Here is a 14,603-nt window from a genome sequence, read left to right on the forward strand (position 1 = left end):
GCAGCTTCGGCGCCGGCTCAGCGGCGATGCAGCACGACCACGGCGACGTCGTCCTGGATCTCCGGTGGGGCCAGCTCCACCAGCAGTCGGGCGCAGAACTGGTCCAGGTCCTCGTCCACGGTGCCGGACAGCGCGGCGAGCGCGGCCAGCCCCTCGTCGATGGTGGCGTCCCGGCGCTCGATCAGCCCGTCGGTGTAGAACACCAGCGTGGCGCCGGCCGGCAGCACGAACTCCAGGTCGGCCGGGCGGGGCGCGCGGACACCGAGCAGCGGTGCCAAATGCTGCACGAACTCCACCTTGCCGTCCAGGCTGAGCACCGGCGGCAGGTGACCAGCGCTGGCCAGCCGGACCCGCCCGGTCGGCGGGTGCAGCAGCAGCACGCAGAGCGTGGCGATCTCGGCCGGCAGCAGGGTCCGCATCAGCTCGTTGACCCGGTGCAGGATCTCGCCAGGCTGGTGCCCCTCGACCGCGTACGCCCGCACCGCGTGCCGCAGCTCGGCCATCACCGTCGCCGCGTGCAGCGAGTGGCCGGCGACGTCGCCGATCGCCAGCAGCAGGTGCCCGTCGAGCATGACCAGCTCGTAGAAGTCGCCGCCCACCTCGGTCTGTGCGTTGGCCGGCTCGTAGCGCACCGCGAGGTCCAGCCCGGCCACGTCGGGCAGCCGGCGCGGAAGCAGGCTGCGCTGGAGGGTGACCGCGATCCGGTGCTCCTCGTCGAACGAGCGCTGCGCCTCCACCGCCGCCGCCACCGCCTGGGCGAGCTGCACCAGCACCGGTGTCCGGGCGGTCTGGGTGGCGGTCGGGACCACCACGTACAACGGGGCCCGGTCCTCCCGCAGCCGGGCTGCGGCCACCGTCACCGAGCCCGCCGGCCACTCGATCAGCCCCCAGTTCGCCGGGTCCTCCACCCGGACCGTCGCGCCGGTCGGCACCCCGCTGTCGTCGACGACCCACGGCACCAGCGTGGCCCTGGTGCCGGGCCCAGCGGCGATCCCGGCCAGGCAGTCGCCGTCGAACGTCTCGGCGACCACCGCCACCGGGCTCTTGAAGATCTGCGCGGCGCCCTCGGCGGCGGCCTCCAGCAGCCGGGCGAAGGTCGGCGCGGCGTACACCGCCACCGTCGTGTCGGCCAGCACGAGCAGCCGCTCGGCGAGCAGCTCGGCGCGTTGCCGGGCCTGGTAGTAGCGCAGCACCGCCCGGGTGGTGGCGATCAGCTCTTCCGGCTCGATCGGCTCGGTCAGGTAGGCGTCCGCGCCCCGGGTCAGCCCCTGGGCGCGGTCGGCCACGTCCACGGCGTGCGCCGACACGTGGATCACCGGCATCGCCGGGTGCGCAGCCTTGACCCGTTCGCAGACCTCGTACCCGCTCAGGTCGGGCAGCCGGACGTCGAGCACCACCAGGTCGATCCGGTCCACCTCTACCCGGGCCAGCGCCTCTGCGCCGTTCTCCGCCTCGAGCACGGTGAACCCGGCCCGGGTCAGCCAGCTGACCAGCAGGTAGCGCTTGGTACGGCTGTCATCGACCACCAGGATGGTCGCCGCTCCGCCGTCCACCGTCACGCTCCGCCCACGGGCAGGGAGACCGTGAACGTGCTGCCCCGGCCCGGGTCGCTGGTCAGCTCCAGCGTTCCACCGAGCAGCGTCACCAGCCGCCGGGCGTACGGCAGGCCGAGGCCGGTGCCGCCGACCCGGGTCGCCCCGGGCACCTGGTAGAACTCCTCGAAGATCCGTTCGTGCAGCTCGGGGGCGATGCCTGGGCCGGTGTCGCTGACCGAGATGATCCACCGGTCATCGCGTTGCACGGCCCGCAGCCGCACCTCGCCGATCTCGGTGAACTTCAGCCCGTTGTGCAGCAGGTTGCGCAGCACCTGGCCGAGCAGCACCTCGTCGGTCCGCAACACGGCGCGCGCGGGCGGCTCCTCCACCACCAGCTCCACCTCGGGGCGGGTGGCCAGCGCGCGCAGCGTGCCGCGCAGTTGACCGAAGATCGGGCGCAGGTCCACCTCCGCCCAGTCCGGCTCGATCCGGCCGGACTCCGCCTTGGCCAGGTCCAGCAGTTCGTTGACCAGCCCGAGCAGGTCGGCCGCCGAGGACCGGATCAGATCGACCTGGCGGGCCTGCTCGGCGGTGAGCGGGTCGGAGGCGGAGTCGGAGAGCAGCCGCCCCAACCCGATGATCGCGGTGACCGGGGCGCGCAGCTCATGGCTCACATTGGCCAGGAACCGGCTCTTGGACTCGCTTGCCGCCCGCAGTTGGGCCGACTTCTCGTCCAGCTCGGCGTAGAGGGCGACCACACCCCGGTTGGTCTCCTCCAGCTCCTCGGTGAGCTGGTTGTAGAGCGCCAGCACGCCGCGATTGGTCTCGGCCAGCTCGTCGTTCAGCACGGCCAGGTCGTCGCGTTGGCTGCGCACCTCGTCGAGCGCCGCGATGAGCTGCCCGTTCTGGACGGTCAGCTCGTCCAGGGCGCTGGCCGGCGCGGTGCGGCCGAGTTCGGCACGGAACTCGGCGAGCCGCTCCGGGGTGGGCGTCGGCGCGTTGGCCGGGACTCGTCGGGACATCCTCACGACCGTAACCCCCGCGACGGTCGAAACGCTCAGTGTGTCGACCAGTCGGGACACCGCGCCGGACTGCGGCTCGTACCGGCCGTCCGGCAGCGGGGCCATAGGGGCCAGGTCGGCGCGGAGGTGGAACCGGCCGTCGGTGCCCGCATCGATGTGGAAGGAGACCTCCGCGCCCCCCACCGTCCGCAGCAGGTCCCGGGCCACCTCGCTGAGCGCGGTGGCGATCCGGATCTGGTCCTGGTGTTCCAGGCCGACCACCGCGGCCACCTCGCGGCCCCGCTGGCGGATCACGAAGATGTCCTGTTCGACTCGCAGCGCCATCTGCAGCAGCGGCAGCGCGGCCGGCTCCCCGGTCATGCCCAGGACCTCGCGACCAGCACGCAGGCGTCGTCGCGCCGTACTCCGGCGTCGCGCAGCAGGGTCGCCGCCATCACCAGCGGGGACCGTTCCGCGAGGCCCGGGTAGTCGGTCAACCGCCAGCGGTCGACCACTCCGTCGCTGTGCATGACGAGCCGGGCGCCCGGACCGAACGGGTAGTCGTATCCCCGGACCGTCGGCCGCTGGTGCCCGGCGATGCCGGGCAGCGACACCAGCCCTCGGCGCTTGCCGTCGCCCTCGACGACCACGCCGGCGATGTTGCCCAGCCCGGCGTAGTGCAGCACGCCGTCCTCCGGCACCAGCTCGGCGACCGCCAGCGCCGCGCCGCGGGTGTGCGACATGGCCCGGTGCAGGTGACTGACCACCGTTGCCGGTGGGCCGGCCGGGGCGTCACGGAACGCGGCCAGCGCAGCCTGGGTGGCCGCGGCGGCCAGCGGGCCGTGCCCCAGGCCGTCGCTGACCAGCACCTGGTGCCGCCCGTCCGCGATCCGGACGGCGTACCCGTCGCCGCTGACCGTCTCACCGGTCAACGGCCGGGTGAGGGCGCCGGCCCAGGACGGTCGGGCCGGCTCGGCCGGCCAGACCTGCACGGCGAGGACGGTGCCCCGGCCGGGCAGCGAGTACGCGTCGAACCAGTTGGCCTGCCGGACGATGGCGCCCAGACCGATGCCGAGCGTGCCGGTGGTGGAGTGCCCGTCCTGGGACGAGGCCGTCAGGTCGGCCATGCCGGGCCCGGAGTCGATGGCCACCAGTTCGACGCCTGCTTCCCCGGCGCGGCGTACCGGCCGCAGGAGCAGAGCGCCTTCGTCGGCGTGCTTGACCAGGTTGCTGGTCAGCTCGGCGGCGACGATGGCCAGGTCGGCGATGCGTGGCTGCCCCAGCTCCACCTGCTCACCGAGGCGCTCGGCGGCACGCCGGACGGCGCTGGCCGCGCTGCTGGCCTCCACCCGGAACCAGATACCGCTGTCGGTGACCACGTCCCCGTTCACCGGGACCACTTGGTGACCGCGATGCGGGTGCCGGTCTCCGCGGACGTCTCGATCTGGAACTCGTCGACAAGTCGCCGGGCGCCGCTGAGCCCGAGGCCGAGGCCGCCGCCCGTGGTGTAGCCGTCCGTGAAGGCCATGTCGAGATCGGCGATGCCGGGCCCGGAGTCGGTGAAGACGATCTGGACTCCCTGGCGCCGCCCGTTGTCCACGGTGGTCACCTCCACCGTGCCGCCGCCGCCGTACACCAGGGTGTTGCGGGCCAGCTCGCTCGCCGCGGTGACCACCTTGGTCTGGTCGACCAGGGAAAGCTTGACGGCCACCGCCACGGCACGGACCAGCTGCCGGACGCGCACCACGTCCTCGTCACTCCGGATCGACTGCGCCTGCGGGTGGCCCAGGTCGATACCCATGGTCACAGCGTGGCCGTCTCGGCGTCCGGATCGTCGGCGAGCTGGTCATCGAGCTCGTCTGGAAGCGCCGCCGCGATCAGCTCCATGCCGCGCTCGACGTTCAGAGCGGTACGGATGCCGTTCAGCGACAGGCCCAGTTCGACCAGGGTGATGGCGACGGCGGGGCGCATCCCGACCACCACCGTCTCCGCGTCGAGCACCTTGGAGATCGACGCGATGGTGGAGAGCATCCGCCCGACGAAGGAGTCGACGATGTCCAGCGCGGTGATGTCGATGATGACGCCGTGGCAACCGGTGGCCACGATCCGCTCGGCGAGGTCCTCCTGGAGCGCGACCGCGGTCTGGTCGGACATGTCGAGCTGGATGGAGACGAGCAGGATGTCACCGATCTTGAGGATCGGCACCCGTTCCATCAGGCGTCCCGGCGCGACTGTCGGCGGGAGTTCTCCACACCGGTCAGCCGCAGCACGTGGCGCAGGGCGTCGGCGAGGCTCGCCTTGGTGGCGATGTCACCGAACTCGATGCCGAGCGCGACGATGGTCTGCGCGATCTGCGGGCGGATGCCGGAGATGATGCAATCGGCGCCCATCAGCCGGGCGGCCACCACGGTCTTCAGGATGTGCTGGGCGACCTGGGTGTCCACCGCCGGGACGCCGGTGATGTCGATGATCGCGTACGGGGAGCTGGTGTCGACCAGGGTCTGCAGCAGCCGCTCCATCACCACCTGGGCCCGGGCCGAGTCCAGGGTGCCGACCAGCGGGACGGCGACCACGCCCTCCCAGAGCTTGACCACCGGCGTGGAGAGCTCGAGCAGCTGCTCGGCCTGGTCGGCGATCAGGCTCTCCCGGGTGCGTACGAAGCTCTCGAAGGTGAACAGGCCCAGCTCGTCGACCAGCCTGGAGAAGGCGACGTAGTCGTGCAGGGCCTTGTCGCCGCCGGCCTCCTGCACCAGGTCGGCCAACACGTCCTTGAGCGCGAAGATGCTGATCGCGGTCTCGGTGGCGGAGAAGCCCTGCCGGGCCCGGCCACGGGACAGCTCGGAGAGCGTGGCGCGCAGTTCGGCGGCGTTCTCGGCGGACAGGTCGATGACGCCCTGCTCGCCGGCGCTGACGATGGCATGGTGCAGGTCATGAACCTGCCGGCGCAGCTCCGCCTGGCTCAGCCGGCCGCGCAACGAACTGGCGATGATTTCGGTCCACCGCTGCGTGACCCGTTCGGCCTGCCCACCCAGCAACGCGGCGAGTCGACCACTTTCCTCGGCGCTCAACGCCATTGCGAAACCCCCCTCGACCTGGAACGGGCCGGACTCTATCACCGGAAACCGATCAAGTACTTGCCACGTAGCAACGGAATGATGACGACCACCAGATCACGGCTCCCGATCTGCGTCCGACCCCGTCCGTGGGATACCGTTCCCCCGATAACAGGAGGTCTGCAAATGTCCTTGACGGTGCACACGGAACAGCGCGACGACGTGGTCGTCGTGTCGGTCGCGGGCGAGCTGGACATGGCGACCGCACCGCAGTTGCAGGACCAGATCACCGATCTGCTCGACAAGGGCCGCAACCGGTTGGTGTTCGACCTGGCGGATGTCTCGTTCTGCGACTCGACCGGTCTGTCGGTCTTCGTCCGCGCCAAGAACAGCTGCGACGAGGCTGGCGGCGTGGTGCGGCTGGCCGCCCCGCAGCGAGGGGTGCTGCGCATCCTCGAGGTGAGCGGCCTGGTCGAGGTGCTGCACACCTATCCGACGGTGGATCAGGCCGTCGCCGGCGACCCGACGCCGACCTCCTCCTGACCGCTGCCGCTCGTCACTCGTCCTCGACGTAGCGGGGACGGGCGATCGCCAGGCCCGCCGCCGCCTGCACGGCGAGCGCGGCCAGCAGGAACCCGATCGGCGCGGTCCAGCCGCCGGTTACCTCGTAGAGGATGCCGACCATCAGCGGGCCGAGGGCGGCGATCACGTACCCGGTGCTCTGTGCGAACGCGGAGAGCGCGACAGTCCCCTCGGCGGTGCGGGCGCGCAGACCGATGGTGGTCAGGATCATCGGGAACGCGCCCTGGCCGATGGCCAGCAGGGCCACCCAGAGCAGCGCAGCGCCCTGCGGAGCGAGCGCCAACCCCAGGTAGGCCAACGTCGATGCGGCGGTCAGCCCGAGCACCAGCGGGCGCAGGGTGGCCAGCCGGCCGGCCAGGGTGGGCATCACCAGCGCGATCGGCACGCCGAGCGCGGTCACCCCGGCGAGCAGCAGCCCGGCCGACTCCGGCTGGTAGCCGGCGTCCCGGAACAGCTGGGCCAGCCAGCCCATGATCGCGTACCCGCTGAGCGACTGGGCGCCGAAGTAGATGGCCATCGCCCAGCCCAGCCGGGTCCGCGCCGGCCGGACCCGCGTCGGTGTGGCGACGGCCGCCGTCGGGGTCGCCCGCCGCGCGGCCGCCCGGGCCCGCAGCGCCAGCGGCACCCACGGGAGTACGGCCACCGCGGCCAGCCCGGCCCAGACGCCGAGCCCGGCCCGCCAGGACCCGAAGGCGTGCGCGATCGGCACCGCCGAGGCCGCGGCCACCGTCGTGCCCACGGTCAGCGCCATCGTGTACGCCCCGGTGACCAGGCCGGTGCGGTGCGGGAAGTGCTGCTTGACCAGCATCGGCAGCAGGATGTTCGCCACCGCGATGCCGGCCAGTGCCAGCGCGCTGGTGAGCAGGAAGACCCAGGTCGAGTCGGTGGCGACCCGGAGCACCTGACCGACGGCGAGGGCGAGCATGGCAATCACCAGCACCCGGGCCGGCGCCACCCGGCGGACCAGCCACGGGGTGAGCGCCCCGAGGCCGGCGAACGCGATGGTCGGCAGGGTGGTGACCAGGCCGGCGGTGGTCCCGGAGAGCCCCAACCCGTCGCGGATCTCGTCGAGCAGGGCGCCGAGGCTGGTGACCGCGGCGCGCAGGTTGAGCGCGACCAGCAGCATCCCGACCAGCACGAGCGCACCGCCGGTCGCCGGGTGGGTCCGACGGCCCGCACCGGGGTCGTGCGCCGGGCCGGGAGCGACGGGGGCGGGAGGCGCCGGAGCGGCGGTCGGTGGCGGGGTCATGACCTCTAACCTACAATCATGGGATGAATTTGGGACCGGTGATGTAACCAGTGCCACCGTTGGTCGATTCCCCCTCCGCGCCGCCGGTGCCGCCCCGCGGCCACCGCGTCCGGCAGACCATCGAGCAGCTCCGTGCCCGGATCCTGGGCGGCGAGTGGCCGGTCGGCGGGCGCATCCCCACCGAGCCACAGCTGGTTTCCGCGCTGGGCGTCGGGCGCAACACGGTCCGTGAGGCGGTCCGCGCCCTGGTGCACGCCGGTGTGCTGGAGTGCCGGCAGGGCTCCGGCACATACGTGGTGTCCACCGACGAACTGGCGCCGGTGGTGGCCCGCCAACTCGGCGACGACCGGATGACCGAGGTCATCGAGGTGCGGCGCGCCTTCGAGGTGGAGGCCGCCCGGCTCGCCGCGCTGCGGCGTACCCCGATCGACCTGGCAGCGCTCGACGGCGCGCTCGCCGAGCGCGAGGCGGCCTGGCGCGGCGGTCGGGTGGACGCGTTCGTCGAGGCGGACGCGGCGCTGCACACCGCGGTGGTCGCCGCCGCGCATAACCCCATGCTCGCCGAGCTGTACGCCTCGGTCGGCGCCGCCCTGCGCAGCACCGTCGCCCAGGCGATGGGGGACGTGCTCACAGCCGAGCGCTACGTCGACCACACCCGGCTGGTCGAGGCGATCCGGGCCGGCGACCCGGCGCTGGCGGCGATCGAAGCCGGCGCTTTTCTGGAGCCCGCTCCCGGGGCATAGGTTGTCCCCGACGGAAAACCGGACACGTCGGGAGTACGGATGTTCAAGGGCTTCAAAGACTTCATCATGCGCGGCAACGTCGTCGATCTGGCGGTCGGTGTCGTCATCGGCGCCGCGTTCACAGCGGTGGTCACGTCGCTGACCAACGCGTTCCTCAAGCCGCTGATCACGCTCCTCGTGCTGCTGATCACCGGCAAGGACAATGGTCTCGCAGGAGCCGCCTGGACGATCCGTGGCGTCGAATTCGACTGGATCAGCTTCCTCAACGCGTTGATCACCTTTCTGCTCACCGCAGCCGCGCTCTACTTCCTCGTGGTGTTCCCGATGAACAAGCTGGCCGAGCGGCGCAGGCGGGGCGAGGAGCCGCCGCCGGCGGCGCCGAGCGAGGAGGTCAAGCTGCTGACCGAGATCCGGGACGCACTGGTCTCCGCCGGCCACGCCACTCCGGGCCAGCAGCGCGGAGCGCTGGACGACGTGCTGGGCCGCCGCACCGAGCCGCCGGCGCCGCGCTGACCGACGGATGCACATCGGCCCCTGCGGGATTCCCGCAGGGGCCGCACCTTCTCGTACGTGTGTTCGATAGAGTCCGCCCATGGAGCAGCGAAAGCACTGGTGGAACGGGAAATGGGGGCGGTTGGCCCGGCGGGACGTGTTCCTCCGGGTGGACGCCGACCGGTGGCACGTCGAGCAGCGGGCCGGCGGCGCCGAGGGCATCTCCCGGTTCTACGAGTACGGCAGTGCGGACGAGGCCGAGGAGACGGTCCGGGCCCTGCTCGACGGCCCGGACGCCTGGCGCGAGCTCTCCCCGCGCCCGCCCGGCGGCTGGACCCTCCCGAACAGCTGAGTGGGCGGACCGTCTGGGCGGGCCGCCGAGTGCGGTGTGCCGTGCGCCTCTGGCGTCGCGGACCGTCGCCCGCCCCCGTTACTCCCGGGCCCTGGAGGCGGTACTGCTTTCGACGGCGATGACTCTGAGGCATGAATATGCCTCAGAGTCATCACGCTCTCCGGGCCTATCGCCTCCGTGCGCGGCCGCTGCCGGGCTGGCTGAGCGTGGGGCGGGTTGGCGACGGCGTTTAGCGGCGCACCGCCCCGGGAACCGCGGTGGGATGGACCAGCAGGACAAGCAGCAGGCGACCATCTCGCGGATCACCACCGGCATGCCGGTGATCGACGCCGCCGGCACCGAGGTCGGGACCGTGGACCTCGTCCAGCGAGGTGACCCGTACGCGGTGACCGTGCAGGCGCCGACCGCCGACCCGGGCAGCAGCCTGGACGAGCTGATCGAGGCGACCGCGGTCGAGGAGCCGGATGTTCCGGCCGATCTGGCGGCGCGGCTGCTGCACAGCGGCTACCTGAAGGTCTCCACCGAGCTGACCCGCACCGGGGCGGTCTACGTACCGGCCGACCGGATCGGGTCGGTGGCCGACGGCCGGGTCCTCCTCGCCGTGGGCGTGGCCGACCTGCCGCCCGAGGAGTGATCCACGGCCGTCCTGGCCCGAGTGGATCTCTCTGCGGCGGGTGGGCGACGGCGGAAGAGCAGCAGCATCAGGCAGCCGGCCACCAGCCCCCAGAACGCGCCGCCCACACCGATCAGCGTCACCCCCGAGGTGGTCACCACGAAGGTGACCACGGCGGCCTCCCGGGCGCCTGGATCGGCCACCGCCGAGGCGAGCGCGGTGGCGAGCGCCCCCAGTAGCGCCAGCCCGGCGACCGCCTCGATGAGGATCGGCGGGGCGACCGCGACCAGCGCGGTGGCCACGCCAGCACCCAGCCCGAGCAGGGCCAGGCCGACGCCGGCGGTGACCGAGGCGACCCACCGGCGCTCCGGGTCCGGGTGGGCGTCGGGGCCGGCGGCCAGCGCGGCGGTGATCGCCGCGAGGTTCACGGCATGCCCGCCGGCCGGTGCGGCCAGCAGGCTGGCCAGGCCGGTGGCCCGCAGCGCGGCACCGAAGGGCGGGCGGTAGCCGTAGCCGGCCAGCACCGCCATCCCGGGTACGTTCTGCGCGGCCATGGTGACCAGGAACAGCGGAAGGGCGAGCCCGACCAGCGCGGACGCGTTCCAGGCCGGCGCGGTCAGGGTGACCGACGGGGTCAGCGCGGCACCGGTCAGACCGGCCGGCGGTGCGGTCAGCGCGATCGCCGCCACCGCCACCAGCAGCGCGCCGGGCACCGCCCAGCGGCGGGCGAACCGGTGCAGCAGCAGCCAGCCGACCACCACCGGGCCGGCCACCGTGGGCAGTTCGACCAGCGCGCGGACCGGCGCGGTGCACAGCGGTAGCAGCACTCCGGCGAGCATCGCGCCGGCCACCGGCTTCGGGATGGCGGCCACCGCCCGGCCGAGCGGCGGGAACAACCCAGCCGCCACGATCAGCAGCCCGGAGACGAGAAACGCGCCTACCGCGACCGGCCACCCGCCCGGCGGCGGCCCCGTCGCCACCAGCAGCGCCGCGCCCGGCGTGGACCAGGCCACGCTCATCGGCACCCGGTGCCGCCAGCCCAGCCAGGCGGCGGCGAGGCCGCACGCCACGCAGAGCGCCAGCAGCCCGGAGGCGGCCTGCGCGTCGGACGCGCCGGCCGCCCGGAGCCCGGCCAGCACGACGGTGAACGAGCTGGCGAAGCCGACCAGCGCGGTCACCGCGCCGGCCAGCACCGGTTGCACCCGTCCAGCCATCCGATCCCCCCGACTGTTCCGTTTACGGAACGACAGCGTGTAGCACGATAGCCGGATGCCGCACCCACCACCAACCCGCCGTCCCGGCCTCGACGTGGATCCCGCCGTCGTGGGCCGCCGGGTCCGCGCCCTGCGCGAGGAGCGGGGGATATCGCTGTCCACACTGGCCCGGCTCGCCGGCATCGGTAAGGCCACGCTCTCCGGCTTGGAGCACGGCACCCGCAACCCGACCCTGGAGACGCTCTGGGCGGTCACCGCGCAGCTCGGCGTACCGCTGACCGCCGTACTGGCCGAGCCGACCGCCGCGCCCACCATGCACGGCAGCGCCGTCAGCGCCACCCTGCTGGAGGTGTTCACCGAGGCCGACGCGACCTACGAGCTGTACCGGATGAGGGTTGCGCCCGGGCCGGGGCAGCTCTCCCCCGCCCACCACCCCGGGGTCACCGAGCACATCACCGTCTTCGCCGGAGTGCTGCGCGCCGGCCCAGCCGACGCGCCGCTGACCGCCCCGGCCGGCGGTCACCTTCGTTGGGTCTCCGACGTGCCGCACAGCTACACGGCGGTGGGCGACGAGGAGGTCGCCGCCAGCCTGCTACTGCGCTACCCACGCCGCTGACCCGCGTCCCCCGGGGCCGCCATGGCCCGGCCGAGGGTGACTCAGCGGTCCACCGGGGCCGGCCCCGGCAGCCGGTGCCGGACCGCCCAGAGCGCCACCTCGGTCCGCGACGCCGAGCCGGTCTTGCGCAGCAGGTTGGACACGTGCACGGTCACCGTCCGCACCGAGATGCCGAGCGCCTTCGCGATCTGCTTGTTGGACATCCCGGCGACCAGGCAGCCGAGCACCTCGACCTCCCGACCGGTCAGCTCCGGGTCGACCGGTGGGACGACCTCCGACACCGGAGCGACCGGTGCCGCCGGTGAACGCGGTCCGGGCAACCGCCGGAACAACGCTTCCGGCCCTTCCCCGCCGTGCGCGGCCAACAACTCAGTCAGGGCGTACGGGTTGCCGCCGGTACACCGCCAGACCGAGGTGACCAGCCGACCGGACGGGTTGCTGCCGGCGTACACCTGGGTCAGCACCTCGGCGACCTCGGCCGGGCGCAGCGGGCCGAGGTGCTGGCGGACGGCGCCGCGGACCCCGCAGAGCCGGGCCAGCGCGCGGCTCGTGAGCTCCGGTGCCACCGCGTCGGCCGGCGGCCTACTGGCCACCACCAGCAGGGCTGGCAGGTTGGCAACGGTGGCCAGCTCGCCGATCAGGTTGACGCTGGCCGGGTCGAGCGCGTGCAGGTCATCCACCACCAGCACGGCCGGGCCGGCACCGATCAGCAACTGGACGGTCCGCACGGCGAGGCGGAGCAGGGTGCCCGGCGCGTACCGCTCGCGGGGCGCGGTGGGCTGCTGGGCCAACCAGGCCAGCGCGTCCGGCGGCAGGGCGAGCCGGCTGGTGTCCCGACCGGTCAGCACAGCGGCCAGCCAGTCGTACGGGGCGGGACCGTGCACCCGGGCGGCGCCGGAGAGAACCACCGCGGGACGCGGCGTGAAGGCGTCCACAGCGGCAGTGACCAGCAGACTCTTACCCACCCCCGCTGCGCCGGTGATCACCGCGACGGCCGCCGACGGCCGGCCGACGGTCGCCACGGCGGACCAGGCCCGGTCGAGCTCGGCAAGCTCGCCGGCGCGTCCGACCATGGACACCGGCATCATTTCTCAACCCTACGTAGTAGTGCGTAGAGACGGCGGTGGGGTGTTCTTGGCAAGCTTGACCCCATGACGCTCATCCTCCGCTCGGTCATCCTCAACGACATCGGACTGATCCGGACCAACAACGAGGACTCCGCCCTCGCCGGTGACCGCCTGATCGCCGTCGCCGACGGCATGGGCGGGCTACCCGCGGGTGAGGTGGCGAGCGAGATCGTGATCCGGATCCTGGACGAGTTGGCCCCGCCGACCGAACCCGACGCGGCCGCCGACGCCCTACGCGCCGTGGTCAGCACCGCCAACCAGCGCATCCACGCCGCCATCGCCGTCGACCCGGCCCGCGAGGGGATGGGCACCACGCTCACCGCGGCGCTGCTGGCCGCGGAGACGCTGGTGCTGGCCCAGGTCGGCGACTCCCGCTGCTACCTGCTGCGCGACGGGAAGCTCACCCAGCTCACCAGGGATGACACGTTCGTCCAGGCGCTCGTCGACCAGGGCACGCTCTCTCCCGAGCAGGCCCGGCACCACCCGCAGCGGTCCCTGGTGACCCGGGCCGTGCAGGGCGCCGACACCCCACCGGCGGTCGGCGTGCTCACCGTCGTGCCCGGCGACCGGCTGCTGCTGTGCAGCGACGGCCTTTCCGACTACGTCGAGGACGAGGCCATCGCGGCGACGTTGGGCATGTACGCCGACCGCCAGCAGTGCGGCGAGCAGTTGGTGAAGCTCGCCCACCACGCTGGTGCGCCGGACAACGTCACCGTCGTCGTCTCCGACGTCATGGCCCGTTGACGGGTTCGCGCAATCCGGTTGCGGCCAGTGGTGGCGCCGGTTGGGATGGGCTGATGACCATGCGCCGGGTGACCGCCGATGAACGCCTGACCACCAGCTTCCCGCTGGCCGCGTACGCCTTCGAGTCATCGCCGCTCGGTGCGGCCCGCACCGAGGAGTTCCGCGACTACCTGCCCTATCAGTCGGGCAACCGGACGCTGATCGTCGAGGAGGGCGGCAGCACGCTGGCCGCCGCCTCGGCCATCCCGATGCGGCAGAACCTGCGCGGAGTGGTGCTGCCGATGGCCGGCGTGGCCGGCGTGGCCACCCATCCGCTGGCCCGCCGGCAGGGACACGTCCGGACGCTGCTGCACCAACTCCTGGACGAGATGCGCGACGAGGGGCACCCGCTCAGCGCGCTCTACCCGTTCCGGCCCAGCTTCTACGCCCGGTTCGGCTACGTCGGGCTGCCCAAGCCGCGCACGGTCACCTTCAATCCCGCCGACCTGGGGCCACTGGTCCGCGCCGAACTGCCCGGCGAGGTGACCTGGGAGCGGATCCGCGCCGGTTACCCCGCGTGGCACGCGTTCACCGAGCTCTGCCTCCACCAACGCCACGGCTTCTCGGTCTTCCCCGACTACCGGGCCGTCGGGTTGCGCGACCGGGACGAGTACTGGCTGCTCACCGCCCGGGTGGACGGCGAGGTCACCGGCGCGGTCACGTACCGGATCGACGACCACGGCGGCGCGCTGATCGGCAACGAGCTGCTGTACGCCGACCCGCTCGCCCGTGCCCTGCTGCTGCAGTTCTTCGCTCGGCACGTCGACCAGGTCGAGCGGATCTCCGTTCAGGTCCCGCCCGACGAGCTGCCGGAGCTGTGGCTGACCGACCTGGCCGTGCACGTCGAGGCGCGGGCGGCCCGACCGGGCTCGTCCGCCCCGATGGCCCGGCTCCTGTCGCTGGACGCGCTGAGCGGGCTGCCCGCCGGGCCGGGCCGGGTCCGCATCGAGCTGACCGGTGACCGGTGGCTGGCCGGCAGCCACCTGCTGGACGGCACGACCGGGTCGCTGGAGCTGGTCGGTGGCGCGGGCGGCTCGGCGCCGACCGCCACGCTGACCGCCGCCGGCCTCTCCGCCCTGGCGTACGGGGTGCTGGATCCCGCCGAGCTGCCGTTGCGCGGGCTGGGCGAGGTGCCGGTGGACGCCGCCGCGGAGCTGCGCGGCATCTTCCCCCGCCGGGTGCCGTACCTCTTCGCCGACTTTTAGCAGCTGGTTAAGCCAGCATGGCGAATTCGCCGGACGCC

At 73.0% G+C, this 14,603-nt stretch carries 17 protein-coding genes; 8 read left to right on the plus strand and 9 right to left on the minus strand.

What is annotated here, in order from left to right; genetic code table 11:
- Positions 1–17: 17 nt before the first annotated feature.
- Genes ABZV00_RS01050 through ABZV00_RS01075 form a run of 6 tightly spaced genes read right to left on the minus strand, consistent with a single transcriptional unit; the run spans position 18 to position 5,610 of the window.
- On the minus strand, positions 18–1,553 hold the full coding sequence (locus tag ABZV00_RS01050) for a SpoIIE family protein phosphatase (RefSeq protein ID WP_355600759.1): 1,536 nt from the start codon (positions 1,551–1,553) through the stop codon (positions 18–20).
- Between the two features lie 2 nt (positions 1,554–1,555).
- On the minus strand, positions 1,556–2,917 hold the full coding sequence (locus tag ABZV00_RS01055; RefSeq protein WP_355600761.1) for a sensor histidine kinase: 1,362 nt from the start codon (positions 2,915–2,917) through the stop codon (positions 1,556–1,558).
- Entirely contained in the window at positions 2,914–3,927 is a 1,014-nt protein-coding gene (locus ABZV00_RS01060; RefSeq protein WP_355600763.1) for a SpoIIE family protein phosphatase, read from the minus strand. Before ABZV00_RS01060 ends, ABZV00_RS01055 begins: the two co-directional genes overlap by 4 nt.
- Positions 3,924–4,343, minus strand: coding sequence for an ATP-binding protein (locus ABZV00_RS01065; protein WP_355600765.1), 420 nt, complete (start codon positions 4,341–4,343; stop codon positions 3,924–3,926). Before ABZV00_RS01065 ends, ABZV00_RS01060 begins: the two co-directional genes overlap by 4 nt.
- Positions 4,340–4,750 (minus strand): STAS domain-containing protein, encoded by a 411-nt coding sequence (locus ABZV00_RS01070; RefSeq protein WP_355600767.1) that lies wholly within the window; start codon positions 4,748–4,750, stop codon positions 4,340–4,342. Before ABZV00_RS01070 ends, ABZV00_RS01065 begins: the two co-directional genes overlap by 4 nt.
- Positions 4,750–5,610, minus strand: coding sequence for an STAS domain-containing protein (locus ABZV00_RS01075; RefSeq protein WP_355600769.1), 861 nt, complete (start codon positions 5,608–5,610; stop codon positions 4,750–4,752). Before ABZV00_RS01075 ends, ABZV00_RS01070 begins: the two co-directional genes overlap by 1 nt.
- Before the next feature lie 165 nt (positions 5,611–5,775).
- Here ABZV00_RS01075 and ABZV00_RS01080 point away from each other — a divergent pair, with 165 nt between their 5' ends.
- Complete coding sequence (locus ABZV00_RS01080) at positions 5,776–6,132, plus strand: STAS domain-containing protein (RefSeq protein WP_355600771.1); 357 nt, start codon at positions 5,776–5,778, stop codon at positions 6,130–6,132.
- 13 nt (positions 6,133–6,145) lie between these two features.
- Here the strand turns inward: ABZV00_RS01080 and ABZV00_RS01085 are convergent, their stop codons facing one another.
- Complete coding sequence (locus ABZV00_RS01085) at positions 6,146–7,420, minus strand: MFS transporter (protein WP_355600773.1); 1,275 nt, start codon at positions 7,418–7,420, stop codon at positions 6,146–6,148.
- Positions 7,421–7,479: 59 nt separating this feature from the next.
- Here ABZV00_RS01085 and ABZV00_RS01090 point away from each other — a divergent pair, with 59 nt between their 5' ends.
- The 4 genes from ABZV00_RS01090 to ABZV00_RS01105 all read left to right on the plus strand — a co-directional run bounded on the left by ABZV00_RS01090 (position 7,480) and on the right by ABZV00_RS01105 (position 9,641).
- Positions 7,480–8,163, plus strand: a complete 684-nt coding sequence (locus ABZV00_RS01090; RefSeq protein WP_355600775.1) for a FadR/GntR family transcriptional regulator — start codon at positions 7,480–7,482, stop codon at positions 8,161–8,163.
- Between the two features lie 39 nt (positions 8,164–8,202).
- Positions 8,203–8,676, plus strand: coding sequence for a large conductance mechanosensitive channel protein MscL (gene mscL, locus ABZV00_RS01095; RefSeq protein WP_328422475.1), 474 nt, complete (start codon positions 8,203–8,205; stop codon positions 8,674–8,676).
- 79 nt (positions 8,677–8,755) lie between these two features.
- Positions 8,756–9,007, plus strand: coding sequence for a hypothetical protein (locus ABZV00_RS01100; RefSeq protein ID WP_328422473.1), 252 nt, complete (start codon positions 8,756–8,758; stop codon positions 9,005–9,007).
- 262 nt (positions 9,008–9,269) lie between these two features.
- A complete protein-coding gene (locus ABZV00_RS01105) occupies positions 9,270–9,641 on the plus strand; it encodes a hypothetical protein (RefSeq protein WP_355600778.1) in 372 nt (123 codons plus the stop codon).
- On the opposite strand, the gene ABZV00_RS01110 is transcribed toward ABZV00_RS01105, so the two are convergent.
- The gene (locus tag ABZV00_RS01110) at positions 9,554–10,834 is read right to left on the minus strand and encodes a benzoate/H(+) symporter BenE family transporter (RefSeq protein ID WP_355600780.1); all 1,281 of its coding nucleotides are present in this window, start codon (positions 10,832–10,834) and stop codon (positions 9,554–9,556) included. The two genes, ABZV00_RS01105 and ABZV00_RS01110, sit on opposite strands and share 88 nt — an antisense overlap.
- A 55-nt stretch (positions 10,835–10,889) precedes the next feature.
- On the opposite strand from ABZV00_RS01110, the gene ABZV00_RS01115 reads away from it, so the two are divergent.
- Positions 10,890–11,450, plus strand: coding sequence for an XRE family transcriptional regulator (locus tag ABZV00_RS01115; RefSeq protein WP_355600782.1), 561 nt, complete (start codon positions 10,890–10,892; stop codon positions 11,448–11,450).
- Between the two features lie 41 nt (positions 11,451–11,491).
- Here ABZV00_RS01115 and ABZV00_RS01120 read toward each other — a convergent pair whose 3' ends face one another.
- Entirely contained in the window at positions 11,492–12,538 is a 1,047-nt protein-coding gene (locus ABZV00_RS01120; protein WP_355600784.1) for an AAA family ATPase, read from the minus strand.
- A gap of 63 nt (positions 12,539–12,601) precedes the next feature.
- On the opposite strand from ABZV00_RS01120, the gene ABZV00_RS01125 reads away from it, so the two are divergent.
- Entirely contained in the window at positions 12,602–13,321 is a 720-nt protein-coding gene (locus ABZV00_RS01125; protein WP_355600786.1) for a protein phosphatase 2C domain-containing protein, read from the plus strand.
- A 53-nt stretch (positions 13,322–13,374) separates the two neighbouring features.
- The gene (locus tag ABZV00_RS01130) at positions 13,375–14,565 is read left to right on the plus strand and encodes a GNAT family N-acetyltransferase (RefSeq protein ID WP_355600788.1); all 1,191 of its coding nucleotides are present in this window, start codon (positions 13,375–13,377) and stop codon (positions 14,563–14,565) included.
- Positions 14,566–14,603: the final 38 nt, after the last annotated feature.

Source organism: Micromonospora sp. NPDC005173, assembly GCF_040608515.1.
Classification (GTDB): Bacteria; Actinomycetota; Actinomycetes; order Mycobacteriales; family Micromonosporaceae; genus Micromonospora.